28 protein-coding genes are annotated in these 21,901 nt (G+C 46.9%); 16 read left to right on the forward strand and 12 right to left on the reverse strand.

What is annotated here, in order from left to right:
- Positions 1–430: 430 nt before the first annotated feature.
- A complete protein-coding gene (locus BUB86_RS15960; protein ID WP_139261692.1) occupies positions 431–913 on the reverse strand; it encodes a hypothetical protein in 483 nt (160 codons plus the stop codon).
- A 324-nt stretch (positions 914–1,237) separates the two neighbouring features.
- On the opposite strand from BUB86_RS15960, the gene BUB86_RS15965 reads away from it, so the two are divergent.
- From BUB86_RS15965 to BUB86_RS15985, 5 genes are all read left to right on the forward strand, one after another.
- Complete coding sequence (locus BUB86_RS15965) at positions 1,238–1,534, forward strand: hypothetical protein (protein ID WP_139261694.1); 297 nt, start codon at positions 1,238–1,240, stop codon at positions 1,532–1,534.
- On the forward strand, positions 1,531–2,610 hold the full coding sequence (locus tag BUB86_RS15970; RefSeq protein WP_081373297.1) for a toprim domain-containing protein: 1,080 nt from the start codon (positions 1,531–1,533) through the stop codon (positions 2,608–2,610). The genes BUB86_RS15965 and BUB86_RS15970 overlap by 4 nt, the downstream gene beginning before the upstream one ends.
- Entirely contained in the window at positions 2,582–3,262 is a 681-nt protein-coding gene (locus BUB86_RS15975) for a hypothetical protein (protein WP_073211456.1), read from the forward strand. Before BUB86_RS15970 ends, BUB86_RS15975 begins: the two co-directional genes overlap by 29 nt.
- Positions 3,262–3,684, forward strand: coding sequence for a hypothetical protein (locus tag BUB86_RS15980; RefSeq protein ID WP_073211459.1), 423 nt, complete (start codon positions 3,262–3,264; stop codon positions 3,682–3,684). The genes BUB86_RS15975 and BUB86_RS15980 overlap by 1 nt, the downstream gene beginning before the upstream one ends.
- Positions 3,685–3,861: 177 nt before the next feature.
- Positions 3,862–4,722 (forward strand): hypothetical protein, encoded by an 861-nt coding sequence (locus BUB86_RS15985; RefSeq protein ID WP_139261696.1) that lies wholly within the window; start codon positions 3,862–3,864, stop codon positions 4,720–4,722.
- Here the strand turns inward: BUB86_RS15985 and BUB86_RS18175 are convergent.
- From BUB86_RS18175 to BUB86_RS15995, 4 genes are all read right to left on the reverse strand, one after another.
- The gene (locus BUB86_RS18175) at positions 4,707–4,838 is read right to left on the reverse strand and encodes a hypothetical protein (protein WP_262503411.1); all 132 of its coding nucleotides are present in this window, start codon (positions 4,836–4,838) and stop codon (positions 4,707–4,709) included. The two genes, BUB86_RS15985 and BUB86_RS18175, sit on opposite strands and share 16 nt — an antisense overlap.
- Before the next feature lie 640 nt (positions 4,839–5,478).
- Positions 5,479–5,613: a hypothetical protein gene (locus tag BUB86_RS18180; RefSeq protein WP_262503412.1), complete on the reverse strand. Its 135-nt coding sequence runs from the start codon at positions 5,611–5,613 to the stop codon at positions 5,479–5,481.
- Between the two features lie 37 nt (positions 5,614–5,650).
- Positions 5,651–7,534 carry a hypothetical protein gene (locus tag BUB86_RS15990; protein ID WP_073211464.1) on the reverse strand — a complete coding sequence of 628 codons (1,884 nt, stop codon included), beginning with the start codon at positions 7,532–7,534 and terminating at the stop codon, positions 5,651–5,653.
- Between the two features lie 340 nt (positions 7,535–7,874).
- Positions 7,875–8,090: a hypothetical protein gene (locus BUB86_RS15995; protein WP_073211468.1), complete on the reverse strand. Its 216-nt coding sequence runs from the start codon at positions 8,088–8,090 to the stop codon at positions 7,875–7,877.
- Between the two features lie 232 nt (positions 8,091–8,322).
- Here BUB86_RS15995 and BUB86_RS16000 point away from each other — a divergent pair, with 232 nt between their 5' ends.
- Entirely contained in the window at positions 8,323–9,642 is a 1,320-nt protein-coding gene (locus BUB86_RS16000; RefSeq protein ID WP_073211471.1) for an IS4 family transposase, read from the forward strand.
- A gap of 100 nt (positions 9,643–9,742) precedes the next feature.
- Here BUB86_RS16000 and BUB86_RS16005 read toward each other — a convergent pair whose 3' ends face one another.
- A complete protein-coding gene (locus BUB86_RS16005; protein WP_073211474.1) occupies positions 9,743–11,020 on the reverse strand; it encodes an ATP-binding protein in 1,278 nt (425 codons plus the stop codon).
- A 529-nt stretch (positions 11,021–11,549) separates the two neighbouring features.
- Here BUB86_RS16005 and BUB86_RS16010 point away from each other — a divergent pair.
- The 8 genes from BUB86_RS16010 to BUB86_RS16045 all read left to right on the forward strand — a co-directional run bounded on the left by BUB86_RS16010 (position 11,550) and on the right by BUB86_RS16045 (position 17,766).
- The gene (locus tag BUB86_RS16010; protein WP_073211477.1) at positions 11,550–12,167 is read left to right on the forward strand and encodes a NapC/NirT family cytochrome c; all 618 of its coding nucleotides are present in this window, start codon (positions 11,550–11,552) and stop codon (positions 12,165–12,167) included.
- 46 nt (positions 12,168–12,213) lie between these two features.
- Positions 12,214–13,773 carry an ammonia-forming cytochrome c nitrite reductase gene (nrfA, locus tag BUB86_RS16015; RefSeq protein ID WP_073211480.1) on the forward strand — a complete coding sequence of 520 codons (1,560 nt, stop codon included), beginning with the start codon at positions 12,214–12,216 and terminating at the stop codon, positions 13,771–13,773.
- Positions 13,773–14,666, forward strand: a complete 894-nt coding sequence (locus BUB86_RS16020) for a cytochrome c biogenesis protein ResB (protein ID WP_073211482.1) — start codon at positions 13,773–13,775, stop codon at positions 14,664–14,666. Before nrfA ends, BUB86_RS16020 begins: the two co-directional genes overlap by 1 nt.
- Positions 14,663–15,454 (forward strand): cytochrome c biogenesis protein CcsA, encoded by a 792-nt coding sequence (gene ccsA, locus BUB86_RS16025; protein WP_073211487.1) that lies wholly within the window; start codon positions 14,663–14,665, stop codon positions 15,452–15,454. The genes BUB86_RS16020 and ccsA overlap by 4 nt, the downstream gene beginning before the upstream one ends.
- Positions 15,455–15,460: 6 nt before the next feature.
- Entirely contained in the window at positions 15,461–15,976 is a 516-nt protein-coding gene (locus BUB86_RS16030) for a pyridoxamine 5'-phosphate oxidase family protein (protein WP_073211490.1), read from the forward strand.
- The gene (locus BUB86_RS18185) at positions 15,973–16,503 is read left to right on the forward strand and encodes a nitrous oxide-stimulated promoter family protein (RefSeq protein ID WP_073211493.1); all 531 of its coding nucleotides are present in this window, start codon (positions 15,973–15,975) and stop codon (positions 16,501–16,503) included. Before BUB86_RS16030 ends, BUB86_RS18185 begins: the two co-directional genes overlap by 4 nt.
- Complete coding sequence (locus tag BUB86_RS16040; protein ID WP_073211496.1) at positions 16,504–16,890, forward strand: C-GCAxxG-C-C family protein; 387 nt, start codon at positions 16,504–16,506, stop codon at positions 16,888–16,890.
- Between the two features lie 261 nt (positions 16,891–17,151).
- Positions 17,152–17,766, forward strand: a complete 615-nt coding sequence (locus BUB86_RS16045; protein ID WP_139261698.1) for a hypothetical protein — start codon at positions 17,152–17,154, stop codon at positions 17,764–17,766.
- A gap of 71 nt (positions 17,767–17,837) precedes the next feature.
- Here BUB86_RS16045 and BUB86_RS16050 read toward each other — a convergent pair whose 3' ends face one another.
- Genes BUB86_RS16050 through BUB86_RS16070 form a run of 5 tightly spaced genes read right to left on the reverse strand, consistent with a single transcriptional unit; the run spans position 17,838 to position 19,632 of the window.
- Complete coding sequence (locus BUB86_RS16050; protein ID WP_073211503.1) at positions 17,838–18,074, reverse strand: hypothetical protein; 237 nt, start codon at positions 18,072–18,074, stop codon at positions 17,838–17,840.
- Positions 18,071–18,637 carry a sugar O-acetyltransferase gene (locus tag BUB86_RS16055; protein WP_254795200.1) on the reverse strand — a complete coding sequence of 189 codons (567 nt, stop codon included), beginning with the start codon at positions 18,635–18,637 and terminating at the stop codon, positions 18,071–18,073. Before BUB86_RS16055 ends, BUB86_RS16050 begins: the two co-directional genes overlap by 4 nt.
- Complete coding sequence (locus tag BUB86_RS16060; protein WP_073211506.1) at positions 18,630–18,911, reverse strand: hypothetical protein; 282 nt, start codon at positions 18,909–18,911, stop codon at positions 18,630–18,632. The genes BUB86_RS16055 and BUB86_RS16060 overlap by 8 nt, the downstream gene beginning before the upstream one ends.
- A gap of 23 nt (positions 18,912–18,934) precedes the next feature.
- Positions 18,935–19,273, reverse strand: a complete 339-nt coding sequence (locus BUB86_RS16065; protein ID WP_073211509.1) for a hypothetical protein — start codon at positions 19,271–19,273, stop codon at positions 18,935–18,937.
- A gap of 14 nt (positions 19,274–19,287) precedes the next feature.
- Positions 19,288–19,632, reverse strand: coding sequence for a winged helix-turn-helix transcriptional regulator (locus BUB86_RS16070; protein ID WP_073211512.1), 345 nt, complete (start codon positions 19,630–19,632; stop codon positions 19,288–19,290).
- 220 nt (positions 19,633–19,852) lie between these two features.
- Between BUB86_RS16070 and BUB86_RS16075 the strand changes: the two genes are divergently transcribed.
- Both BUB86_RS16075 and BUB86_RS16080 read left to right on the forward strand, forming a co-directional pair.
- A complete protein-coding gene (locus BUB86_RS16075) occupies positions 19,853–20,308 on the forward strand; it encodes a cupin domain-containing protein (protein ID WP_033151201.1) in 456 nt (151 codons plus the stop codon).
- A 5-nt stretch (positions 20,309–20,313) separates the two neighbouring features.
- Positions 20,314–20,769 (forward strand): pyridoxamine 5'-phosphate oxidase family protein, encoded by a 456-nt coding sequence (locus BUB86_RS16080; protein ID WP_254795201.1) that lies wholly within the window; start codon positions 20,314–20,316, stop codon positions 20,767–20,769.
- A 205-nt stretch (positions 20,770–20,974) separates the two neighbouring features.
- Here BUB86_RS16080 and BUB86_RS16085 read toward each other — a convergent pair.
- A partial coding sequence (locus tag BUB86_RS16085) for an IS3 family transposase (RefSeq protein ID WP_073211516.1) occupies positions 20,975–21,901 on the reverse strand: 927 nt, incomplete at its 5' end.

Below are 21,901 nucleotides of genomic sequence, written 5' to 3' on the forward strand. Positions count from 1 at the left end.
CATTGTCATTGTCATTAAGGTCATTAAGCTTTCTGAACTCTAAAAAGTAGCTATAAAATATATATTATATATAATATATATTTTATAGAGATAATTTTACCCCTCCAACCTCCAAACCCTTAATGACAATCATGACAATGACAATTCATGACACTGCAGCAACCACTGAAGATACTTGCACCCAATGTACACCCTACGTTGAAATATTTCAAAAACAGAGGTAAAAAAGAAAGTCCCAGTAAGTTGTTTACTTACAGGGATTGTTTCTTTGGGGTGCCCGGTGGGACTCGAACCCACGACATTCAGAACCACAAGCAATCTATCAAATTCTCCGATAGTCCCTCTGTTTATCGATGTTTGCGACTTTATCGAAAATCGGGTTTGCGTCGATTTTGCGTCGATTTCGGCACCCGTTATTATTTTTAAGATTTTATTTCAAAGAACCCTCGTACTTCTTCTTGAGAATTTTCTCCAGTTCGCCTTTATCCGTTCTTTCTGACTCCAGCATAGTCAGAACACGATCCATCTGTTCTTGCTGCTTAGCGACAAGGTCATGTGATTTGGAGATTTCATCCACCAATTTTTCAATGATGGCTTCCGTACTGCAGATACCATCAACAAGTTTCTCAATGGTTGAACGAGTTGAAGTTTTCTTGTCTTCCTGAGTAGGCTTCTGCTCCTCTTCCTTTTCTCTCGGCTCACACAGCATTTCACCGTTACCGGTTAGAAGCCACGTCTCGTCTAGATCGTTGTAGTAAGCCAGAATCTTGGCAACAGCCTTCTTCGAGAGGTCTCGTCCTTCTTTTCTGGACTTACCGATTGAACCTACTGACAAACCAAGCTGGACTGTAACGCGATTGTCATTCAGTCCCTTCTCCTTCATGTAAAGGTCAAACCTGTCTATTATTCTCATAGAATAGTAAAACTATGTTAAATTCAATGTTAAAATATTGCCTTTTACAAGAAACCACTTGCGGAATATAGAATTAAGTTCTATCTTTGCAGCCGTTTTCAAGAACCGCATCCGATAAGGATAACTTGTTTCGGGTGCAAATTTAAAAAAAAAAGATTGGATTTCAAAAGAAAATGGGTGTTAAATTATTGAATCTTGCTACAAAAAATGAGGTTTTGCGTCGAATATGCCTCATTTTGCCTTGTGAAAGGCAGAAAACTGCGCCGATTCTTTGAAAAGCCAAAGCCTGTACCACAAACAGGCACAAAAAAGTTCAATACGAATATGGAAATTACGTTGAATCAATTAAGAAACATTATCTCTGCATCGGCAGATATTGGTGTTCAGAGATACATCAAGACCAGAGATCCTGAGGATGACAGGATTAAGCAGGAGGATGCCAAACGCTATTTGGAGAAAATGGGCTATCAGCCCATTATGTTGAAGAGATGGCGTAGGGATAACCTGCTTGTTCCTGTGAAGATGGGGGACTCCCGTAACTCAGCCGTCTGGTACTCTCTGACGGAAATCAAGGAACTTATTTTCTCTCTACAGACTCATGCCCTGATAATGAAGCAATGATGAAGGATCTGAAGGAAAAGGATGACATTCTCAGGGCAACTGACGGCGGCTTGAAGGTATTCCAGCACTATCTTGGCGACAAGGTTGTTGCTGGAGTAAAGTTCAAGAATCCGTTCTATACGGACACCATTGCCAGCTGCAACCTCTATTACGGCAAGACCTGCGGGAGATATTTTCTCGTGGACTTCGGTGATAGTGGAGAGCGCGGTGACTGTTTCTGGTTCGTTGCCAAATGGGAGAACCTGGACTATCACAACGACTTTGAGGAAATCCTTCGGGTTATAGACAACGAGCTTTGCCTGAACATCTTCAAGGATGACAAGAAGCCAGTAACCCAGAAGTCCGAGAAGCCCAAGTTCGTAGCGACTATTGTACCTTCCAATTCCAACACGATTCTTCCCTTCAACATCAGAGTCAACGAGCATTTCTCGTCAGCAGAGAAAGCTTACTGGCAACAGTATGGTATTGATGAAGCGACTCTGGAGCGATATAACGTAAAGAGTGTCAACTATTTCAGCTCACAGAAGAAGGATGGTACACCTTACGAGATCCAAGCAGACGGAAGTCCCTTCTTCGGCTATTATTTCGGAGGTGGTGAGGGCGTGAAAATCTATCGCCCAGGCCATTTTCACCGTTTTGTCTATGCCGGAAAGCTGCCCCATCCGTATGTTTTCGGATTGGATCAGCTGTCACAGCATGGAGAGACGCTTTATTTCACTGGAGGCGAGAAAGACGTTCTCAGCCTCTCTTCTCATGGATTTCATACGATTAGTTTAAATAGCGAGACTGCGAAGGTTCCACAAGGACTTCTGCAGTCTCTTTCCGGACGCTTTGAAAGGCTGGTCTTCCTATATGACACCGATGAAACGGGTCTGAAGGAAGCCAGCTCGCGAGTGGAGGAAACAAGGAATCTGGGTTACAAGAATGTGGCCCAGGTGAAATTACCGCTTGCAGGAACCAAGCAGGAGAAGGATATTTCCGACTTCTTCCGTCTCGGCCATCAGGCAAGCGAACTACAGGAACTGACAGAACAAGAATTTTACGATAATGTCAACAGGAAAACGTTTAGGAGGTAAAGAGGCAGCCGCTAAAGGCAGGTTCCTCAATCACCTGAATTTCGGATATGCCAAACATATCAAAGTGAGAGAGAAACCCAGTGAGGACGCATTGGAGCAGATGCAGCGTACAAACATTTCCAAGGAAGTGATTGACCGCTATTGCAACGGCATAGAGTTCGACTGCATGAGCTGCATGGTTCACGCCATCTGTATGAAGAACCTGAACGGAGGACTGGAGATTTACAGTGACATCTACTGCCAGAGTCCTGTGACATTCGGCAAAAAAGGACTTACTTTCATCAAACGGAAGCCAAAGAAGGATGTCCAAGACAGCCATCTTCTTCTTTTTGCCGACTATATTGACTTCCTTGCCTACGAGTCTCTTCACGGGCAAATCTTCAAGGAAATTCCCGAATGGAGTGATGTATTGATTCTCAATCAGGTGACGAACCTCAATGCCTGGATGGAAGCAATCGGCAATGAGGACTATGACCATATCTACCTACTCCTACCCCTTTCAACTGCTGGGCGTACCCTGTCCAAGACCATTGAGGAGTTGTATAAGTCATCAACCAGGAACTGCTCGAATATCTATTCCTGCTTTCCACGTCTGACGGACTTCGCCAGACACAAGGACACGATGTTGAACGCTTCAAAAATCAAACTCTGATGGCACAGCAGGATAAGGAAGACAAGTTGGTTATCAACGTAAGAACGGTGCCAAACGGCTATACGCTTGATATCGAGAAGGGCGAAAAGAAGCAAGGATTCATGTATTTCAATCCTAAGAAGCTGCTTGATGGATTCATATATCATGTTGGCTTCGAGGAGTTGGGCGAAGTCAGTGAAGAATTCCGTGCAGAAGTGATGAAAGCCGCTATAGCATGGCAGGATAACGGGAAACTCGTCAAGCTGAATCTGAAATACGAAGCGAAGATCAAGGAACTGAAGACAAGGATTGCCACCCTCGAAAAACAGCTTGGCAAGAAGAAAGCCAAGGATGATGCTGATGACGAGCCCAAAAAGCATCGGGGCAAAGGCAAACCGAAGGAGAAAGTTGAAAAGCTGATAGCGTCGAATACGGTATTGTAGTATATCCGTATTACCGTATTGACAGATTCATATATTAACAGTTTGTTGTATAGGAGTATTGCTATATGCATGTATGCGTGTACATATAAATAAAAGTATTGTTATATGGAACGCTGCATATATAGTTGTATTGATATATTTACGTATTGACGTATAGTTGTATTGTGATATTAACGTATGGACTCAGTGAGCATTTATTATAGGAACATGGCTGATGCCATGACCTACGACGGGAATATGCTGTTCGGGCATGACCGTCGCAACTACATTCCACTGAAGATTGATTTATCAGCCAGAGGCCGATGGCTGCCGAAAGATTCCAAGAATAGGGATTCACGGGACAAGAGGCTTTATGCACACGAAGTATGCGTGCCGGATGACTACATGATAGTGGATGCTGAGACATATATTCCCACGTCAACCTATGAGGAGGCAAGGATAATCAGGATCAACAAACAGCAGATAGCAATTCCTATGACTTGGTTCTTCAAGATGAAGGACATGACCATCTATGAACAGTGGGATTTCCTGCGAACCTACAGGTTGGACATACCATACAAGTTGAAGACAAAGATTTGTCTGGATGACGCACTAAGCAAGGCATATGACCTCGGGATAGAAGCCGATTTCCTGAATATGTTCTATGATATGGAACGTGACGATCCAAAAGAGTTCAAACGTAGGAAGAGCCTCTTAGCAAGCAAGAAGAACAAGGTAAAATCGAGCATGAAAACCTGTCTTTGCGAGATCAACAAGTTAAGGGCTACAACAGACGGTAGCTGGCCAGAGTTATTTGATGAACTGTACATCGAATACTCGTCTGGCAGGATGTTCGGTACGTTGAACTTTACTGAGTATTGTGAATATTCTGTCAGGTCTGATGAAAAATACCATGCCGTACTTGAAGAAACGCAAAGGATTCACTCTGTGGCATGGTATATTTCAATGATTACTGATGATTATATCAGTCTTGATGAAGAGCTGCAGGAACTGGAAAAACAAAGGGAATTTGACGGTAACCTCTACACTTTCAATTGAGGTTCGTCGTTAGCATCACTTGCAGCATCAATTCTATCAAACACCTCGGTAACGGATTTGCGAATGTCTGGATTCACCAGTTTTCGGCGTTCTTCCAGTATATGACTTCTTTTCATTATCTTTTTTCAGTTTTTTATTATTGCTGTCCGCTAAAAGTTGAAAAGCGAAAAATCATGTGTCCGCAGTGCCGATAAACAGGCATTGCGGACTTGTTTGTATGCTCGGCATGAGTATTGTCTAACGGGTGCAAGTCCCGAGTGAGCCCTAATAGCGGGAATCACATAGCCAAGAGCAAGGGTGTCCGTCGCGAGGCGGAATCTGAAAGAAGCTTACGGCAAACATCTGGCCTGACGAACAGAAACCACATATAAGGCGCGGAGCCGTGGGTAAGGCTGCAAGACAAGCCCAAGCCCGATAGCTATTCGGAACGGTGAGTGTAAATGTGGCAGGCATAAGATGGAAAGACGATGCCCTTATCCGAGGAGGTCTGCGGGGCGAGCCTGTAGGCAAGCAGCACCAGCGAACCCGCAGAAGTCAGCAGACGCCATAGTAGCCGAGACCTTAAAGCTCGTTGGTCTTGGTGAAGGGCAGAACTTAACCAAACGAGCTACGACATTAGATTACCCGATGAAGGAAGAAAGGCAGAAAACACAGGAAAGCTGCCCTCAAAATGATAGTGCGGAACGCGAAAGCTATGAGGGAGCGCAGACTTTGATTGGGATGGTCGGAGACGACCTCGTAGAAGTGCGACTAACGTCAGGCAGGATGCTTGAGTACATCTTGACTCCCGACAACCTTAACAGAGCGTACATACAAGTCAAGGCTAACGAGGGGAGTGGTGGCATCGACAAGATGGATGTGCATGAAACAGGTACCTGGTACCTGTTTCACAATGATTTTCCCAATTCATACGCTTGTGTTGCATACTTCATTCCCTTGATAATTTCACGTTTACCAGCAGCCAATACATCAGGGCCCAGTCCTGGTCGTTGGCGTAGGCATCAGCATATTTGGCAGTATCACCGTTGACGCGATGGGGATAGACAAAGGCGCACGTGGCCTTGCCGTCCTCGAAGAAAAGGCTGAGGTTGTTACGCACTGTCTGCTCTGCACGAAGTTGGTAGGAATTGTCACCAGTACACTGAGCAAAGCGGTGGAAAGCGGCGGCTGTGATGCAACTCCAGTAGTGGGGGTAGACATCGCCGTAGGTCTGGCGCTTGCCAAACCAATAGCCGTCCCAGTGGCGGATGGCAATCTCGTTCATGTGGTAGGAGGGTTGGTGCCACTGCAGTGCTTCCAATGCAGGCATCATCTTCTTGGCTCCATCCAGGTATTGCTTTGCTCCCGTAATCTGATAGACTTCGCAAAGGAATTGAACGGCAGGGGCTATGATGGACTGTTCGTAGTTTACCTCAAACTTGGGGAAATCCAGACCATTCTTCATGAAGATGTCGGCAGTGGCCTTGAAGTCGTAGAGCAACTGATGACGCTCAAAATCAAGGCCGGCCTGTTCCAGTGCTTTAAGACCTGTAATGACAGGGTAGTCGATGCAGTAAAATCCGTATCCGAAATTACGGTATAGGGCCTGCAGCGTAGCATAGCCGTCGAGGGCATACTGTTTGTTGCCTGTCAGCAGAGCCATGCGGAAGTAGAAGTCGGCTACCCAGGGATAGTTGTAGCCCCGGTTCTTCGACTTTCGCACCACGCTCGATCCCGTGGTGTAGTCCTCCTGCTGCATCTTTTCGCGGACGAACTTGGCGTAGCGTTCCAAGGCGGTAGCTAATTTCTCATTTCTCATTTCTCCTTTATCATTTAGGCCATAGGCCGCCAAGAGGATTCCCATACCTACTCGCTCGCGTCCTTCGTCAAGGTCACTGCGAGTATAGTTGGTCACGATGCTGTCGCCCTCGTTATCATAGCACATGAACGCCCCGAAGCGAGGGTCTTCTGGATTCATCATCTGCTGATGGTCGAGAATAAATTGGATGCGCTTTTCCATTAATTCGCGTTCACCGCTGATGCCCAGTAGCAGGGCATGGGTACCCTTATATTCCACACGGTTGTCGCCCTCGGCAATCTTCCTCGTGACGGTCTTTGTACCCTTGGCAGTGACGAATTCCACGCGGGCCGTCTCCCCTACGGCATAGACATACCTGTCGCTCCGGGCTATCATGCCTCCCTGACGGAGCAGCTGCTCGTCGAAGTCCGCGCCATTATGCGCGAAGAGCCGCCACTGTAGCCGGTAGCTCTGTCTGGGCTTTAGCGTCATGTCTGGCGGACAGAGGGCAAAGACGCCACGGAAGTTCGACATGCCTTTTTTCGCGCCGCGCTCCCATACATCGTAGTCGACGATTTCGCCCTCAGTAACCATCAGTCCAAGGTGAGGCCCCACGCCGTTCATCCGCATGGCATTGACGTAAGCAGCCTTGCCGCCCGGCCAGATATGCACGTTGCAACGTGAGGTCATGCATGTCTTGGCATCAGGATAATTGTCATTAAATGGGGTGTAGATGCCGATGTTTTTCACCGTCACCCTTTTCTTTGTGGTGTTGGTGAAGGTATAGGTCTCCACGATGTTGTCGCCTTCCTGCCGCCGTTCCGACTTCACCGTGATGCCGCCGTCGGCATCGTAGTAGCATTTCCCCCATTGGTACTGTTCCGTCACCCAGGCATATTGCGTTCCGTCGGTCTTTAGCAGCCACTCCATCGGGTCATCTCCGATGTGTATCTGCTCCTGCTCGATCCTCACTTGCTGCGCCCGTCCCGTTAGGATAAAAGTGAATAGAACAGCGATAAGGATGTATCTTCTCATTTTTTATTGATTTGTTTTTTTTGTTTGCGGGTGTAAAGGTACGAAAAATCCTCCGTATCTCGGTGATATGGAGGATTCTTTTGTGATTATTTAGGAGATAAGACCTTTTAATCATACTTCGGACGGGCTTGCAACGTGTCGTATGGTGGCAGTAAGGGAGGCAGTACATCCATTGATGTCACTGCCAGAAACAGGGAGTCTATCAGCTATAGCGGACAGATGGAGGTGGAATGAGCCTTGACCAGAGAATACTAGAAGAAGTGCCCCCGACACTCCTTTAGAAATGCCGGGGGTTAACATTTAGAAGAGGCCTATTGGCTGAGGTACCAGACAGAAATCATTACCACGGGAAGTTGTCGGGATCGTTTTTCTCGTATGTACGCTCGTTGCGGTTCAGTCCGCTGATGATGGCCATCTCAGCAGGTGTGAGCTCGAAGTCGAAGATTTGCAGGTTCTCTGTCGTGTAGTCGGGGTTGTCGCAACGGGGAATGGCTATGAGACCGATTCGGCTGTACCAGCAGCCTCTTATTACTATCGCGGACGGCTTTTTCGTCATCGGCTACGCTGATTTCTTTCCTTCCTGACGACGCATAACCAAGAGTCAAACCGAAGTTAATCCCCATAGATTCATGCCCGACAGCCGTACAACAAGTTCTTCATATGGCCTGGAGGCCACACGAAGACCTCTTTAGTTTTATTATCTGCATTCGTGAATCATGGGGACAGGTTTTCGATAAGTCCCCAAAGATTTGTAATTTTGCGTTTGCTACAACCAAAATATCAAATCTATGGGCAAAGGTACAAATTTCTCCGGACAGCCGGTATTAAGTCAGCTAATAAAATTGATGGACAGGCAAAATATTAACACTTTAGCGTCAAAAACGGGCTCAGACCGCTACGTAAAGTACCTCGACGGGTACTCTCATCTCGTTGTTATGCTGTATGCTGTACTGTGTAACCTGCGTTCTTTGCGAGAGGTTTGTCTGGGTTTTGAGGCGAATGCCACCCGCATGAATCATTTCGGTCTTGACCATATGATCTGTCGCAGTACGCTGTCTGACGCCAACAGACGCCGTTCTTCATCTTTCTTTGGCCGTATATATCGTTCTCTCTTCAGAAAATATGCCCCAGTTTTATCGGACAGCCGGACAAAACATGAGACGGCAACCAAGATTTACATCATGGATTCTACGACGATAACGCTGTTCTCAGAGATTCTCAAGGGTGCTGGCCGCAATTCCGAAAATGGAAAGAAAAAGGGAGGCATCAAGGCTCACACCATCATTCAGGAGGATATTGACCTGCCTATATTTGTCGATTTTACTGCAGCTGCCACGAGTGACCATGAGCTGATGAAGAGAATATTCTCCCTGCCAGAAGGCTCGTTCATTACCTTTGATATGGGATACAACGATTATCTGATATGGAAGCAGTTGACCGAGAAAGGATACAAGTTTGTTACCCGCCAGAAGGACAATGCCCGCTTCGAAATCATCGAGAAAAGGAGCTGTCCTGAGAAGGATATCATAGCCGACCAGATCATCGAGTTATCTTCAAACAAACTCGTAGAGCGCCCCATGACTGAAGAGGAATTGAGCCACAGACGTGGGCGTCGTCCTAAATCAGGCATTGTGACAGTGCGTGAATACGTAAAAGGCAAATACCGTTGCCGCAGGATAGTCCGTCGCAGTGATGACGGTAAAGATACTGTCACATTCATTACCAACGTATTGGATCAGAGCGAGATGTCTGCAGAACAGATCTGTGAGACCTACCGCAGACGCTGGGCTATTGAGTGCCTTTTCAAGAAACTGAAGCAGAATTTTCCGCTTAAATACTTCCTTGGCGACAACGTCAACGCCATTGAAGTCCAGATATGGGTGACCATGATAGCCTATCTCCTCCTGAGAGTGATGCAGCACAAGGCAAAGTGCAAACTCGCATTCTCGAACATCGTCACGCTTGCAAGACTGACGATTGGGAACTATGTCAATTTCGTTACGTTGCTGAACTGTCCGAAACAGGCATGGGCAGAACGGCTTAGATACTGGAATTCTCTCGAAACGGCCCAGAATACGGTGCAATTGGAACTGCAATTTTCACCATAGGGGGGCTTACTTTTTGAAAAGTTGAACAGAATCGCCTGTTTACAGACATTCACAAACAAGATTTAATCAATTCCGATTTTTATCGGACAGCAATAGTTTTTTATTGTCCGAGAATCCATTTCCATAATGGCATAACCTCTATGGTGCCAAAATCATCAGTGATAGTGTCCGACTCTTCATAGGTAAGAATGATACGGCGGTCACAAGCAAGTACCTTAGGAATCTTATTTAGGGCATCCACTTCACGTTCGCGAGTTGACCCTGCCTTGGATATGCTAAAAGAAGTCTGAATGGCTAGTTTGTCTTCAGGAACATAGAAATCCACTTCCACCTTGTCATTATAGAAAAACACCCGTTCATTATCCTTGTCATGTCCATACTTTCGGAAAAGAGTCAAGGCTGTCAGATTTTCAAGCAGTGCAGTGTCACCGTCGAGAAGAAACAGATTGAGTACGCCGTTGTCTACGAAATAGTATTTGCACGAAGTCTCTTTGTCGGCAAAGGCGGCAGAGACATTGCGTAGGCGCAGCAGGAGCCAGGCATCTTCACTATATTCAATATATTTACTCACGGTAGGCATAGTGATCTTACCGCTTACAGATGACAAAACATTGGATAGCCGGTTGTAGGAAACAGGCTGCCTGACACTTTCGGCGAGTTTCTTCAAGAGCAGACGAAGTAGATTAGGGTTGGAAATCTTGTTGCGGCTGACGATATCGCCCAGATATATCTTCTGCAGGGTGCTGGTCAGATAGTCGCGCTTGACACTGAGGTTGACAGATTCAGGCAGGCCGCCCCAATACAGGTACTCGCTCCACTGGCGCAGCATCTTGGCACGACTCTCAGTAGCGAGAAGTGCGTGTTCGTCATAGGGAACACCTTTGGCATCCAGAAACTCCTGGAAGCTGTAGGGATACACCTCGGTAGTGAGGTAACGGCCTCCAAGGGTAGTCATAATCTCAGATGACAGCATCTTGGCATTACTACCGGTAATCCACATTTTGTACTTTGCATCTGCCATACGACGGGCAAACTTCTCCCAGCCGTCAATATTCTGCACCTCGTCGAGAAACAGCATAGGCCGCTGGTCATACATTTCCGCGTGGCACTCCAGAATCAGTTCGAAGTCCTCTACCGAGAAATCCGACAGACGGTCATCCTCAAAGTTCAGATAAAGCATACTGTCCCAACCATGACCTTCGGCAAGTTTCTGCTGCATCTTCTGATAGAGCATAAAAGATTTACCTGCCCGACGAACACCAATGAACACGCGCCTTTCGAACTCGTCGGAAGGTAACTCACGGGGCATAACCTGATAATTCTCCACATCCTTCTGGTTGGATGCCAAAATCTGTTTTAAGACCGTCTTGTTAATCATTTCTTCAAATTGACATTTTGAATTTCTGCTGCAAAATTACAAATTTTATTTTGAAAAACGCTAATTCAATTCAAAAAAACACATTATCGGCTATCTTTTTTGTGACATTGGGGATTTTCCCCTAAATCTGAGCGTATGAAAGAAGAATAATAAACTTATTCATCACTTTTTGTGTGATTTTTGTTGTTTTGTGTTACTAAATTGAAGATTTTTGTGTAATTTTGCCGTTGGTTTCCGCTTCGGCGGACTCCGAATAGACATCGTTGGTATAAATCAGCATTCGCTATTATTTCGCGCATAGCCAAGAAAGCCTCGGAAACTTAGATTGGTATAACAAGCACCGAAATAATTGTGACAGAGTAGCTTGTTGGGAGGGCTTCTGTGTCCCGCTTAGGATAGAGTAGTTTGACCAGGAGGACGGTCTGTTCAGATTTGAGAAGAGAATGGCGGATTAACAATTATTATGTCCTAAAATTAGGCAGTTTGGAATATTTTCCGTATATTTGCAACATAAATATACCTATAACGAATGAAGCTAAAGGATTTTTTCGCTTTTAAGGACTGGCTATCGTATCGACAGAAGGTGGGTTTGCTGGTGATAGCGGGCGTCGTATGCGGCCTCGGCGGATTGTTTATGTATCTGCTCAGGGCGCATACTTATTTTATAGGCGACAACCCGTCGGCCTGCGTCAACTGCCATATCATGACCCCTTACTATGCTACGTGGAGCCACTCCTCGCATGGACGTATCGACCACCAGAAGAACGGTGCCACGTGCAACGATTGTCACGTGCCCCATCAGAATCTGGCTGTGTATTATGGTTTCAAGGCGGTTGACGGCTTGAAGCACACGGCATATTTCGTGGGCCACATGGAGCATCAGGCCATCAAGGCCGAGAAGCTAACAGGCCAGGTAGTAATGGACAATTGTATCCGCTGCCATACGCAGCTGAATACAGAGTTTGTGAAGACGGGCCGCATGGGCTATATGCAGCAGTTGGCCACAGGCGGTAAGGTGTGCTGGGACTGTCATCGGGGTGTGCCACACGGCGGCATGAACTCGCTGATGGCTACCCCAAATGCTGAAGGCGTAACACCGTTGCCCCCATCTCCCGTTCCTGATTGGTTGCAAAACATGATGAACTAAACAACGAATTACACCAATTTCACGAATTAATAAAAAACAAAATATTATGGCAAAGCAATTGAAACAATGGCAAGGTTGGATCCTGTTTGGAGGATCGATGGCAGTGGTCTTTATCCTGGGACTGCTTGTGTCGTCGCTGATGGAGCGCAGGGCCGAGGTGGCCAGTGTGTTCAACAACAAGCGTACTGTGTTTGAGGATGAAATAATCGCTCAGAACGAGAAGTTCAAGGCTGACTATCCGCGTGAGTACGAGACGTGGGCGATGACAGAGGACACCACGTTCAAATCAAAGTACAACTCGTCGCAGGAGGTAGATGTGCTTGAGCAGCGTCCTGAGATGGTGGTGCTGTGGGCTGGCTATGCCTTCTCGCGCCACTACAATACCCCTCGTGGACATAAGCACGCCCTTGAGGATATGCGCAAGATTCTGCGTACGGGTAATCCAGGCATTATGGTAAAGACTGCCGATGGAAGCGATTCTATCGCCGTAGATATGCAGCCCGCCACCTGCTGGACGTGTAAGGGACCCGATGTGCCTCGCATGATGCGCGAACTGGGTAATGGTAAGGATCAATTTGATCCTGCAAACTTCTATGCTAAGAAGTGGAGTGAGTTAGGAGCTGAAGAGGTGAATACCATCGGCTGCTCAGACTGTCACGATGCCCGCACCATGGATTTGCGCCCTGCCCGTCCTGCCCTCTACGAGGCCTTTGCCCGTCGTGGTCTGGATGTGAAGAATGCTACCCATCAGGAAATGCGTTCGCTGGTATGCGCTCAGTGCCACGTGGAGTACTACTTCATCAAGCCTAACGACGAGAAGAATCCCGGCAAGGCCAACTATCTGGTATTCCCGCACGACAAGGGATTAACCTGCGAGGCTGCCGAGGAATACTACGACGAGATTGGTTTCTACGACTATATCCATCCGCTATCTGGCACGAAGATTCTGAAGGCTCAGCATCCGGGTTGGGAGATGTCGCAGCACGGTATCCATGCTCAGCGCGGCGTATCGTGTGCCGACTGTCACATGCCCTATAAGCAGGAAGGTGGCGTGAAGTTCTCTGACCACCAGATTCAGTCGCCATTGGCCAAGATTGACCGCACTTGTCAGACCTGTCACCGTCAGGATGCCGAGGTGCTGCGCCAGAATGTGTACGACCGTCAGGAGAAGTGCAACGAGGTGCGCAACCGTGCCGAGCAGGAACTGGCCCGTGCCCATTTCGAGGCTAAGTTCATCATCGACAAGGGAGCTACAGAGGCTGAGATGGCTCCTATCCAGGCTTTGTTGCGCAAGAGCCAGTGGCGTTGGGACTATGCCATCGCCTCTCATGGTGCTACTTTCCATGCGCCTCAGGAAGTTACCCGTCTGCTCTCCCACTCAGTCGACTATGCCCAGCAGGCCCGTTTGCTCATCGCCCGCGTAGCCGCCAAGCACGGACATACCGAAGCCATCCCTGTGCCTGATTATAGCACCAAGGCAAAGGCTCAGGCTGCCATCGGTCTCAACATGCAGAAGCTGAACGAGAACAAGCAACGCTTCCTGCAGGAAATCGAGCCCAAGTGGATTGAAGAGGCGAAAAAGAACGGAAAACTGATTGAAATCTGATGTGGACGAAACCCTGGACATTTAAGGAAGGCTTCCTCATTGGAGGAGGCCTTATCTTTGCAGGACTGATGCTGGAACTGAGCGTGGGTCCTGTAATGTGGGATGCATTTGCGTGGCCAGCTAACGCCATTGTGCTGGCAGGATTCTTTGTGATGTTGACAGCGATGGCGTACTTGCGTAAAAAAATATATGCCTTCCAATGGATGACAACGTATCAAGCAGCCATCCCAGCTATGGTATATGCTGTTGCGCTGACCATTATCATGGGACTGACACGACAGCAAGCAAACGGCACGTGGCTGAACAATATGCTGTCGTTCTGGCCGTTCGTTCTTATTTATGTGTATATCACGGTGATTCTGGGACTCACCATCCATCGCAGATTACGTCAAATATTCAGAGGTGAGTGGTCGATGAAGCGCGATGTACCTTTCTTATTGAACCATCTCGGCCTTTTCATAGCATTGACCACTGCCACGCTTGGCAATGCCGACATACAGCGCGTAAAAATGATTTGTAGCGTTGGCGAACCTGAATGGCGCGCAATGGAGCAAGGAGGTGCTATCAAAGAAATGGATCTGGCCATCGAACTGAAGAAGTTCATCATGGAAACCTACGACGACGGCTCGGCCAAGCGCTTTGCTTCGGAGATACAGATACTGACGAAGACGGGCAAGAATATCGAGACTACCATTGATGTGAACATGCCCTACGAGGTGGACGGCTGGAAAATCTATCAGTACGGCTACGACACGCAGATGGGGGCTCAGAGCCAGATATCAATACTCGAACTGGTGAGCGACCCGTGGCTGCCATTTGTCTATACAGGTATTTATATGATGCTGGCAGGAGCGGTTTGTATGTTTGTTATTGGTGGGAGGAAACGCGTATGAGTTGGGAGCATTTTATATATTTCGCAATTGCAGCGGTACTGCTTTGGGCCGTGGGTGCATGGGCTGCGTGGAAGAGTAAAACTGGTATGGCCTACGCGACAACTGTCTTGGGCTTGCTCTTTTTCTTCTCGTTCATCCTTTCTATGTGGATCTCGCTGGAGCGACCGCCACTGCGCACGATGGGCGAAACGCGACTCTGGTATTCGTTCTTCCTGCCGTTGGCGGGTCTCATCGTCTATTCGCGCTGGAAGTACAAGTGGATCCTGTCGTTCTCGACCATTCTCGCCCTGGTATTTATCTGTGTAAATCTGTTCAAACCGGAGATACACGACAAGACGCTGATGCCCGCCCTTCAGAGTCCTTGGTTTGCGCCACATGTTATCGTCTATATGTTCGCCTACGCCGTACTCGGTGCGGCGGCAGTGATGGCTATCTATCTGCTCTTTATAAAAAAGAGTGACATCGCTGACCAAGAGTTTGACATCACGGACAACCTCGTTTATGTCGGTCTTGCCTTCCTCACCATAGGCATGCTTTTTGGTGCCCTATGGGCCAAGGAGGCATGGGGCCACTACTGGTCGTGGGATCCTAAAGAAACGTGGGCTGCCATCACTTGGCTAGCCTACCTCATCTACGTCCACTACCGCCAGTTACAACTCCATCGTGAGCGGCTGGCCCTTTGGATAATCATCATATCGTTCGTACTCTTACAAATGTGTTGGTGGGGTATCAATTACCTGCCATCAGCCCAAGGTTCAAGTGTACATACTTATAGCATTAGTGAATAAACAACTATGAGAAAAGCAAGTAGAGAGATGGATGCCGCCTTCGCTTTGGAGGTGTTAGATAAGGCACCATACGTTACAGTCAGCATGATTAAATCAGATGGGAGTCCATACGGATTACCTCTGTCGTTGGTACGCACAGACGAGAAAACCTTCTATTTCCATTGTGCCTTGGAGGGTGACAAGTTGGACTGCATTCGTCACTGTCCGACTGTATTCCTCTCGGCAGTTACTAAATGTGCGCCTACGGTTGGCCCTAAAGATGGAAGTTTTACGCTACAATACAAATCTGCAACCGCCGTAGGCAAGGCAGAGATTGTGACAGACCACGAAGAGAAGATTGCTGGTCTGAGAGCTATCTGCCAGCATTTTCTCCCTCATCATATGGATGCTTTCGATGATGCTATTGCCAGAAGTCTCGAACGGACAGCAGTGGTTAGGATTACTCTGACTGAACCTCCCGTTGGTAAGCGTAAACAGTATGATAAACAGGGTGAAGAAATGAAATATGGCAGAATGAAATGACCAGGATTGAGCAAGAGAAGCGAATAGTCCGTAAGATGATTGAGCTGTATTGTCTCCATCATCTTCATCAGGACACAATGCCGGATGAATACTTGCATCTGGCAGACTTCGCTTGTCGTCGTCTTGATCATTGCACGTATGGCGAACAGAAGTCAGCTTGCAAGGATTGTCCTACCCATTGCTATGCTCCTAAAGAGCGCGAGGCCATCCGTGAAGTGATGCGCTGGGCAGGGCCAAGAATGATATGGTATGCCCCAAAGGATGCCTTCATTCATTTTTTTCATATAGTGAAACACTGGCTCCAGTCGCTCTCTTTCAGAACTGGTGTTATTGTTCTTTTGTGCTGCATACCCTTCTATATCCTTTCCTTCGCCCAGATGCTGCTACCAACAAGTGTTGCTGCAAAGGGAATCTTATGGACTATACTATTCGGATTGGCTAAGACCTGTCAATATGGAGGTCTTACAATTCTTGGTGTTGAGGGTTACAAGCGGTTAAAAAATAAACTCAAAAAGAAAAAAGAATAAATGGAAACAAGAAAACAAATAGCAGCAGAGAAAAAGAGGTGCAACAGCCATAATTGCGCCCAAGCAATTCTTCACACCTACGCAGATATAGCTGGAATCAGTGAGGATGAAGCCATGAACATTGCTGGGGCTTTTGGTGGTGGTATGGGTAATATGGAAGGTACATGTGGCGCACTTGTTGGATCTGGCCTCGTTCTGGGATTAGTTAACAAAGATAAGGCAAAGTCCATGAAACAGATGCGTCAGATAATGACCAAGTTCCAAGAGAGAAACGGAGCCACACAATGCAAGCTGCTGAAAGGTATCGGAACAAAGGTGGTACTCAGAGAATGTCCTGACTGTGTAGCTGATGCAGCAGAATTTCTTGAAGAACAATTAAATGGGTAGAAGTTAAATATGCAGATAATTCTTGCTTCCGCAAAGATAATGAATGACCGCTCGGCGACGAAAGGAGACGCTTGCCAGAGCAAGAAGATTCTATGGGCTATAGCAAACTTTTGTATGATAGAGGGGAAAATCCCCAGAATCTTTAGGAGTTTGCCTCTTTCGTTTTAGGACTTATCCTTTGCAAAACTATAGTTTATTTCCGAACTTTGCACCGTGAACAAGAAACAAAATGTCCAACTCTAAAGTATAGGAGATAAAGATATGAAGAAGATGATGATCCTGGCAATGATGATGGTTATGACTATCTCGGCCAAAGCAATGAGCTATAATGCAGCAAAGAACGAGGCCCTCTTCCTCTCTGACAAGATGGCTTACGAGCTTAACCTCACCGCTGCACAGTATGAGGCTGTCTATGAGATCAATCTCGACTACCTGATGAGCCTGAACGGACACGGTGATGTCTTCGGCATCTGGTGGGATCGCCGTAACGCTGATCTCCGCTATGTCCTGAACAGCTGGCAGTACGACAAGTATGTGGCACTCTCACACTTCTATCGTCCTGTGGCTTGGAAGGCTGGTAGCTGGACGTTCGCAGTGTACTCTCACTACAACAGAGGCCGTTTCTACAATGACCGTCCAACGGTGTTCGTGACCTACAAGGGCGGCCACAACAGGATTCACGGCTCGCACTATGCTCACATGCACAAGCCCGCAGTACATCACCATGCTCCAGCTGTGCACCATCCTGTACCTGCTCCGCATCACCCAAAGGCTCCTGTGAAAGTTGACAAGCGTCACGGTATTTCAAACCACACCTTGGCCAGCAACACACCACGCCACGGACACAGCAACACAGGTCACTTTGGACGCAGATAAAGAGCACGTTTTGCCTCTACATATGCCTTCAAAAAAGGACACGGGAATTCTCAGAAATGGGAGTTCCCTTTTTACACGTAAAACACGAACTTTGTTCCTTTCGAGCCTACACCGTCATAGTCTGCAGGTACAGAAAACTGATTGATAAGCTTGCCAACCTCTTCCTCCTCCAAATACTTGGCCAACTCCAGTTCAATGGCCATCAGTCTCTCATTATAGCTCAGGTTCCAGATACATTCACCCAGAACAGCATTGACCACCGTTCTTATCTCGTCCTGAGTGCGCCAGATGGAATCAAAGTCTTTCATAGATTCTTTATGACCTTACAAGGGTTTCCTACGGCAACGGTATTTGACGGAATATAACCAACCACGACGGAGCCTGCTCCGATGGTAACATTATCGCCGATGGTTACTCCTGGAAGGATGGTCACGCTACCTCCAATCCATACGTTATTACCAATGGTGACAGGCTTTGCCCATTCCTGACGGCTGTTGCGCTCTACAGGATCGGTACTATGACAGGCCGTATAGATGCTGACATTAGGGCCAATAAAACAGTCATCGCCAATGGTGACACGGGCTTCATCGAGGACGGTGAAGTTGAAATTGGCAAAGAATCGCCTGCCTATGCTTATTTGTTTGCCATAGTCGCAGTGAAACGGCTGGTTGATGAGAAAGTCATCATCTGCCACATGACCAAGCAAGCCCTTCAGGATTTCCTTCATCCGCTGGGTTTCAGACGGACGCAGTGAGTTATATTCATAAAGAACCTCTCTTGTCGCCATCAGTTCTTCTATCAGTTCCGGGGCAACGGCAGAATAAACTTCACCTGCCAGCATCTTCTCTTTCTCTGTCATACGCTTAGTCATAATATTCTATTTTCAGTTCCTCACTGACATTAAAGTCATCGTGGAAACCGTCGTCATACTTGTACACGATTCGAAGACCTCGGTAGGTTGAGGGTACTTTCAACACCTCCAGCAGATGCCACTTAGGACGGCCAAAGTCGTATGATTCTCTGTCTAGAATGATGCGATTTGATACGAAATCAAAATGGTAGTACCCACCTCCGATACATTGGTCACCCGACTTCAGCAGGTCTTTTTGCTGATTAACCATGCCAAGGCGAAAGTAGCCATCCATAGTTATTATAAACTTGGGCAAATTCATCTTACTATCTTTGCTTTTTGAAGATTATCAAAGTCATCCCAGAAATCAGACACCTCAGAGTCACTGAAACCATTGGAGGATAGCTCATGTAGGATAGCATCGAGAAGTTGCACCTTAGATATATTCAGGTCTGGATCTACATCAATAGGATAAGTGATAATGTCACCCATCGATCCTACATGAACATTGGTAATGGTTATCTCACCACCAACTAGCTTTACCTGAATATGCCTGTTTGAACCATATTCAGGCTTAGTCTCACATAATTTCTGATATAGCGGGGAATCGCTGTATTGCTCAGAATCCACTGATTGTATGAGTTCGCGTAACGTCATTGACAGTCCCAATGTTAATCTGTTACCACTTCATTGAAATGCTCCTTGCCCCAGGCTATCAGAGCAGAAAGTGTAGGCATCAGCGATTTGCCAGTCTCTGTTAGGGAATACTCCACTCGGGGAGGAACCTCCGGATAGACCTCACGATGAACAAGGTGACTCTGTTCCAGATTCTTCAGCGTCTGCGAGAGCATTTTCTGGGAACAGTCCGTCATCAGACGACGGATCTCATTGAAGCGCAATACGCCAGTCTCGCTGGTGTGGAGCATATAGAGCACCAGCATAGACCATTTGTCACCGAAACGACTCACTACTTGCCTGATTGGACAAGTCAAATACTCTGCTTTAATATCTGCCATAATTCATGATTTTAGTGCAAAGATAACCAATAGTTACTGAATTACCAAATTACACTTAGTTAATCTAAGTTAACGCCACTTTCGCAGAAGTACGATAACATCACAATTCCTACTTTTTGGTAACTATCTCACCAAAAAGTGCCTTCTTGTGGGAATGAAAAACTTGCCGTACCTTTGCAGCGTCAAAACGAACAAATAACATTTTAAACGAATAAGAATTATGAAACAGATTGAAACAATTAAGAGTGGAAAGAACTTCAGCGCAGTAAGCGTAGGTAAGATGAGTGAGATTATCGAGCACGTGCTCCCCATGGGACCGAACGTAACCATTCAGGGCAAAGTATTTGCAGGTCAGGCCGTAGGTGCAACTGGCAGCGAACTGAGTTTCCAGACACTCGTTCCTGGTCAGGACAGCGGTTTCCTGCACACCCACAAGACTCACGAGGAACTTTACATTATCCTGAAGGGTGAAGGCCAGTATCAGGTGGATGGTGAGGTATTCCCCGTCAGCGAGGGCACCATCATCCGTGTCGCTCCCGATGGCAAGCGTGCGCTGAAGAACACGGGCAGCGAGAACCTGACCATGCTCTGCATCCAGTACAAGGCCAATGCCTTCACCGAGGCTGACAGTCCCATGACTGATGGTGTCATCCTGCAGGAAGAACTGAAATGGTAAGCGAGATGTTCGACAAAGCAATTCAGTTTCTGAAAGACCACAAAGAGATTGCCCTTGCAACGTGCGAGGGCAATCTTCCTAAGTTGCGCATCTTCCAGATTATGAAACAGGAAGGGCATGTGCTCTACTTTGCCACTTCTGCTAAGAAGGCTGTCTATCGGGAGTTGCGCCTGAATCCCAATGTGGAGATACTGGCCTACGCAGATAATATATCCGTCAGATGTTCAGGGATGGTGAACTTCAATGTCGAAGACGATGTGAAACGATGGATATATGATAATAATCCCGTGCTGCCCCGCCTTTATACAAGTTATGACCAGATGGAATACTTCTGCCTGCCAATAGCAGAGATGGACTATTACGACCTGTCTCCAACACCGCCGGTATTTCAACATTTCGACCTCATTGCAGGTGAGGTCGGCAACGGTTTCGTTGGTGAGAGGTACAAGAATAATCAATAATTTTAATTTCTATAACGATTCAAGATATGAATACAAACAGACAACTTATTGAACAGTTTCTTCAGTTTATCAACACAGGTGATGCTGCCATTGGCAAACCAATCATCAGTGACGATGTGATTTTCTACGCCCCCTGTACTTCCCTAAAATAAGTTGAATGATTTTTAACTTAACCCTGCCATAGGTTGAATGCTTATTTTGCACCTTAATCCTTATCCCTGGCAGAAGTTGAATAATTCTCTCTTAACCCTTGTTTTTGTTGAATAGGCTCCGCGGAAAGCCGTTCAATCATTTTCAGGGTTTGCGGTGCAAAGGTACATGCTCCTTCTTGAATTTCCAAATTTTCTAGATACTTTTCTCTAAAACTGATCCATTTTTTCTGTATTTTACCCATACAAGAGGCTGCCTGATGTGGAGTCATGTTGTTCAGCGACATGTGTGGACGTTCGTTATTGTAGAAGGTTATTGCTTTATCCAAAGCCCTCCTGAGCTCTCCTATGGAGTGGAATTTGATATCCTTTAGAAGCTCGTTCTTGACGGTATTGTTTTGACGCTCAGCTACTGCATTATCCTTAGGATCGCCACTCTCTGTCATACTTATCTTAATGCCTGCCTCCAGAAGCAGCGATGTATATGCTGCACTGACGTACTGGATGCCTCTGTCTGAGTGATGGATGAGATTAACAACCTCGTCTACGTGTAGCGTCTCAAGAGCCTTCATGAGGCATTCTACACTGCACCAGGCTTCCATTGTCTCGCCTACATACCAGCTAATGATCTCCTTGGTATAGCTGTCCGTTATCATCGAGAGGTAGCAAAAGGAGTAGCTGCCATCGTGATTCCAAATAGGGATATAAGTAATGTCCGTCACCCAGACCTGATTCTTGCGTATCGGTATGAGGTCCTTTATCAGATTAGGATACGTAGGGAGTCCGTGGCTGGAATCCCTACGTATCCTAATCTTGATGTCCTTTACCAGATTCGGATACGTAGGCAGCCCGTGGGTGGAGTCTGTCGTACGGGGACGATGCCTTGGGAGCCTTACGTTCAAGCCGTTACGGGCTATGATAGCCTCCATCTTGTCACGCCCCACCATATACTCGTAATCAGCTCCAAAGCGCTCGCGATACAT

Origin of the sequence: Xylanibacter ruminicola (assembly GCF_900142525.1) — a bacterium.
Classification (GTDB): Bacteria; Bacteroidota; Bacteroidia; order Bacteroidales; family Bacteroidaceae; genus Prevotella; species Prevotella ruminicola_A.

What these genes read in the sequence shown, in the direction of transcription:
- BUB86_RS15960 (WP_139261692.1), bottom strand. Translation starts at nt 913, where the DNA reads ATGAGAATAATAGACAGGTTTGACCTTTACATGAAGGAGAAGGGACTG.
- BUB86_RS15965 (WP_139261694.1), top strand. Translation starts at nt 1,238, where the DNA reads ATGGAAATTACGTTGAATCAATTAAGAAACATTATCTCTGCATCGGCA.
- BUB86_RS15970 (WP_081373297.1), top strand. Translation starts at nt 1,531, where the DNA reads ATGATGAAGGATCTGAAGGAAAAGGATGACATTCTCAGGGCAACTGAC.
- BUB86_RS15975 (WP_073211456.1), top strand. Translation starts at nt 2,582, where the DNA reads ATGTCAACAGGAAAACGTTTAGGAGGTAAAGAGGCAGCCGCTAAAGGC.
- BUB86_RS15980 (WP_073211459.1), top strand. Translation starts at nt 3,262, where the DNA reads ATGGCACAGCAGGATAAGGAAGACAAGTTGGTTATCAACGTAAGAACG.
- BUB86_RS15985 (WP_139261696.1), top strand. Translation starts at nt 3,862, where the DNA reads ATGGACTCAGTGAGCATTTATTATAGGAACATGGCTGATGCCATGACC.
- BUB86_RS18175 (WP_262503411.1), bottom strand. Translation starts at nt 4,838, where the DNA reads ATGAAAAGAAGTCATATACTGGAAGAACGCCGAAAACTGGTGAATCCA.
- BUB86_RS15990 (WP_073211464.1), bottom strand. Translation starts at nt 7,534, where the DNA reads ATGAGAAGATACATCCTTATCGCTGTTCTATTCACTTTTATCCTAACG.
- BUB86_RS15995 (WP_073211468.1), bottom strand. Translation starts at nt 8,090, where the DNA reads ATGACGAAAAAGCCGTCCGCGATAGTAATAAGAGGCTGCTGGTACAGC.
- BUB86_RS16000 (WP_073211471.1), top strand. Translation starts at nt 8,323, where the DNA reads ATGGGCAAAGGTACAAATTTCTCCGGACAGCCGGTATTAAGTCAGCTA.
- BUB86_RS16005 (WP_073211474.1), bottom strand. Translation starts at nt 11,020, where the DNA reads ATGATTAACAAGACGGTCTTAAAACAGATTTTGGCATCCAACCAGAAG.
- BUB86_RS16010 (WP_073211477.1), top strand. Translation starts at nt 11,550, where the DNA reads ATGAAGCTAAAGGATTTTTTCGCTTTTAAGGACTGGCTATCGTATCGA.
- nrfA (WP_073211480.1), top strand. Translation starts at nt 12,214, where the DNA reads ATGGCAAAGCAATTGAAACAATGGCAAGGTTGGATCCTGTTTGGAGGA.
- BUB86_RS16020 (WP_073211482.1), top strand. Translation starts at nt 13,773, where the DNA reads ATGTGGACGAAACCCTGGACATTTAAGGAAGGCTTCCTCATTGGAGGA.
- ccsA (WP_073211487.1), top strand. Translation starts at nt 14,663, where the DNA reads ATGAGTTGGGAGCATTTTATATATTTCGCAATTGCAGCGGTACTGCTT.
- BUB86_RS16030 (WP_073211490.1), top strand. Translation starts at nt 15,461, where the DNA reads ATGAGAAAAGCAAGTAGAGAGATGGATGCCGCCTTCGCTTTGGAGGTG.
- BUB86_RS18185 (WP_073211493.1), top strand. Translation starts at nt 15,973, where the DNA reads ATGACCAGGATTGAGCAAGAGAAGCGAATAGTCCGTAAGATGATTGAG.
- BUB86_RS16040 (WP_073211496.1), top strand. Translation starts at nt 16,504, where the DNA reads ATGGAAACAAGAAAACAAATAGCAGCAGAGAAAAAGAGGTGCAACAGC.
- BUB86_RS16045 (WP_139261698.1), top strand. Translation starts at nt 17,152, where the DNA reads ATGAAGAAGATGATGATCCTGGCAATGATGATGGTTATGACTATCTCG.
- BUB86_RS16050 (WP_073211503.1), bottom strand. Translation starts at nt 18,074, where the DNA reads ATGAAAGACTTTGATTCCATCTGGCGCACTCAGGACGAGATAAGAACG.
- BUB86_RS16055 (WP_254795200.1), bottom strand. Translation starts at nt 18,637, where the DNA reads ATGACTAAGCGTATGACAGAGAAAGAGAAGATGCTGGCAGGTGAAGTT.
- BUB86_RS16060 (WP_073211506.1), bottom strand. Translation starts at nt 18,911, where the DNA reads ATGGATGGCTACTTTCGCCTTGGCATGGTTAATCAGCAAAAAGACCTG.
- BUB86_RS16065 (WP_073211509.1), bottom strand. Translation starts at nt 19,273, where the DNA reads ATGACGTTACGCGAACTCATACAATCAGTGGATTCTGAGCAATACAGC.
- BUB86_RS16070 (WP_073211512.1), bottom strand. Translation starts at nt 19,632, where the DNA reads ATGGCAGATATTAAAGCAGAGTATTTGACTTGTCCAATCAGGCAAGTA.
- BUB86_RS16075 (WP_033151201.1), top strand. Translation starts at nt 19,853, where the DNA reads ATGAAACAGATTGAAACAATTAAGAGTGGAAAGAACTTCAGCGCAGTA.
- BUB86_RS16080 (WP_254795201.1), top strand. Translation starts at nt 20,314, where the DNA reads ATGTTCGACAAAGCAATTCAGTTTCTGAAAGACCACAAAGAGATTGCC.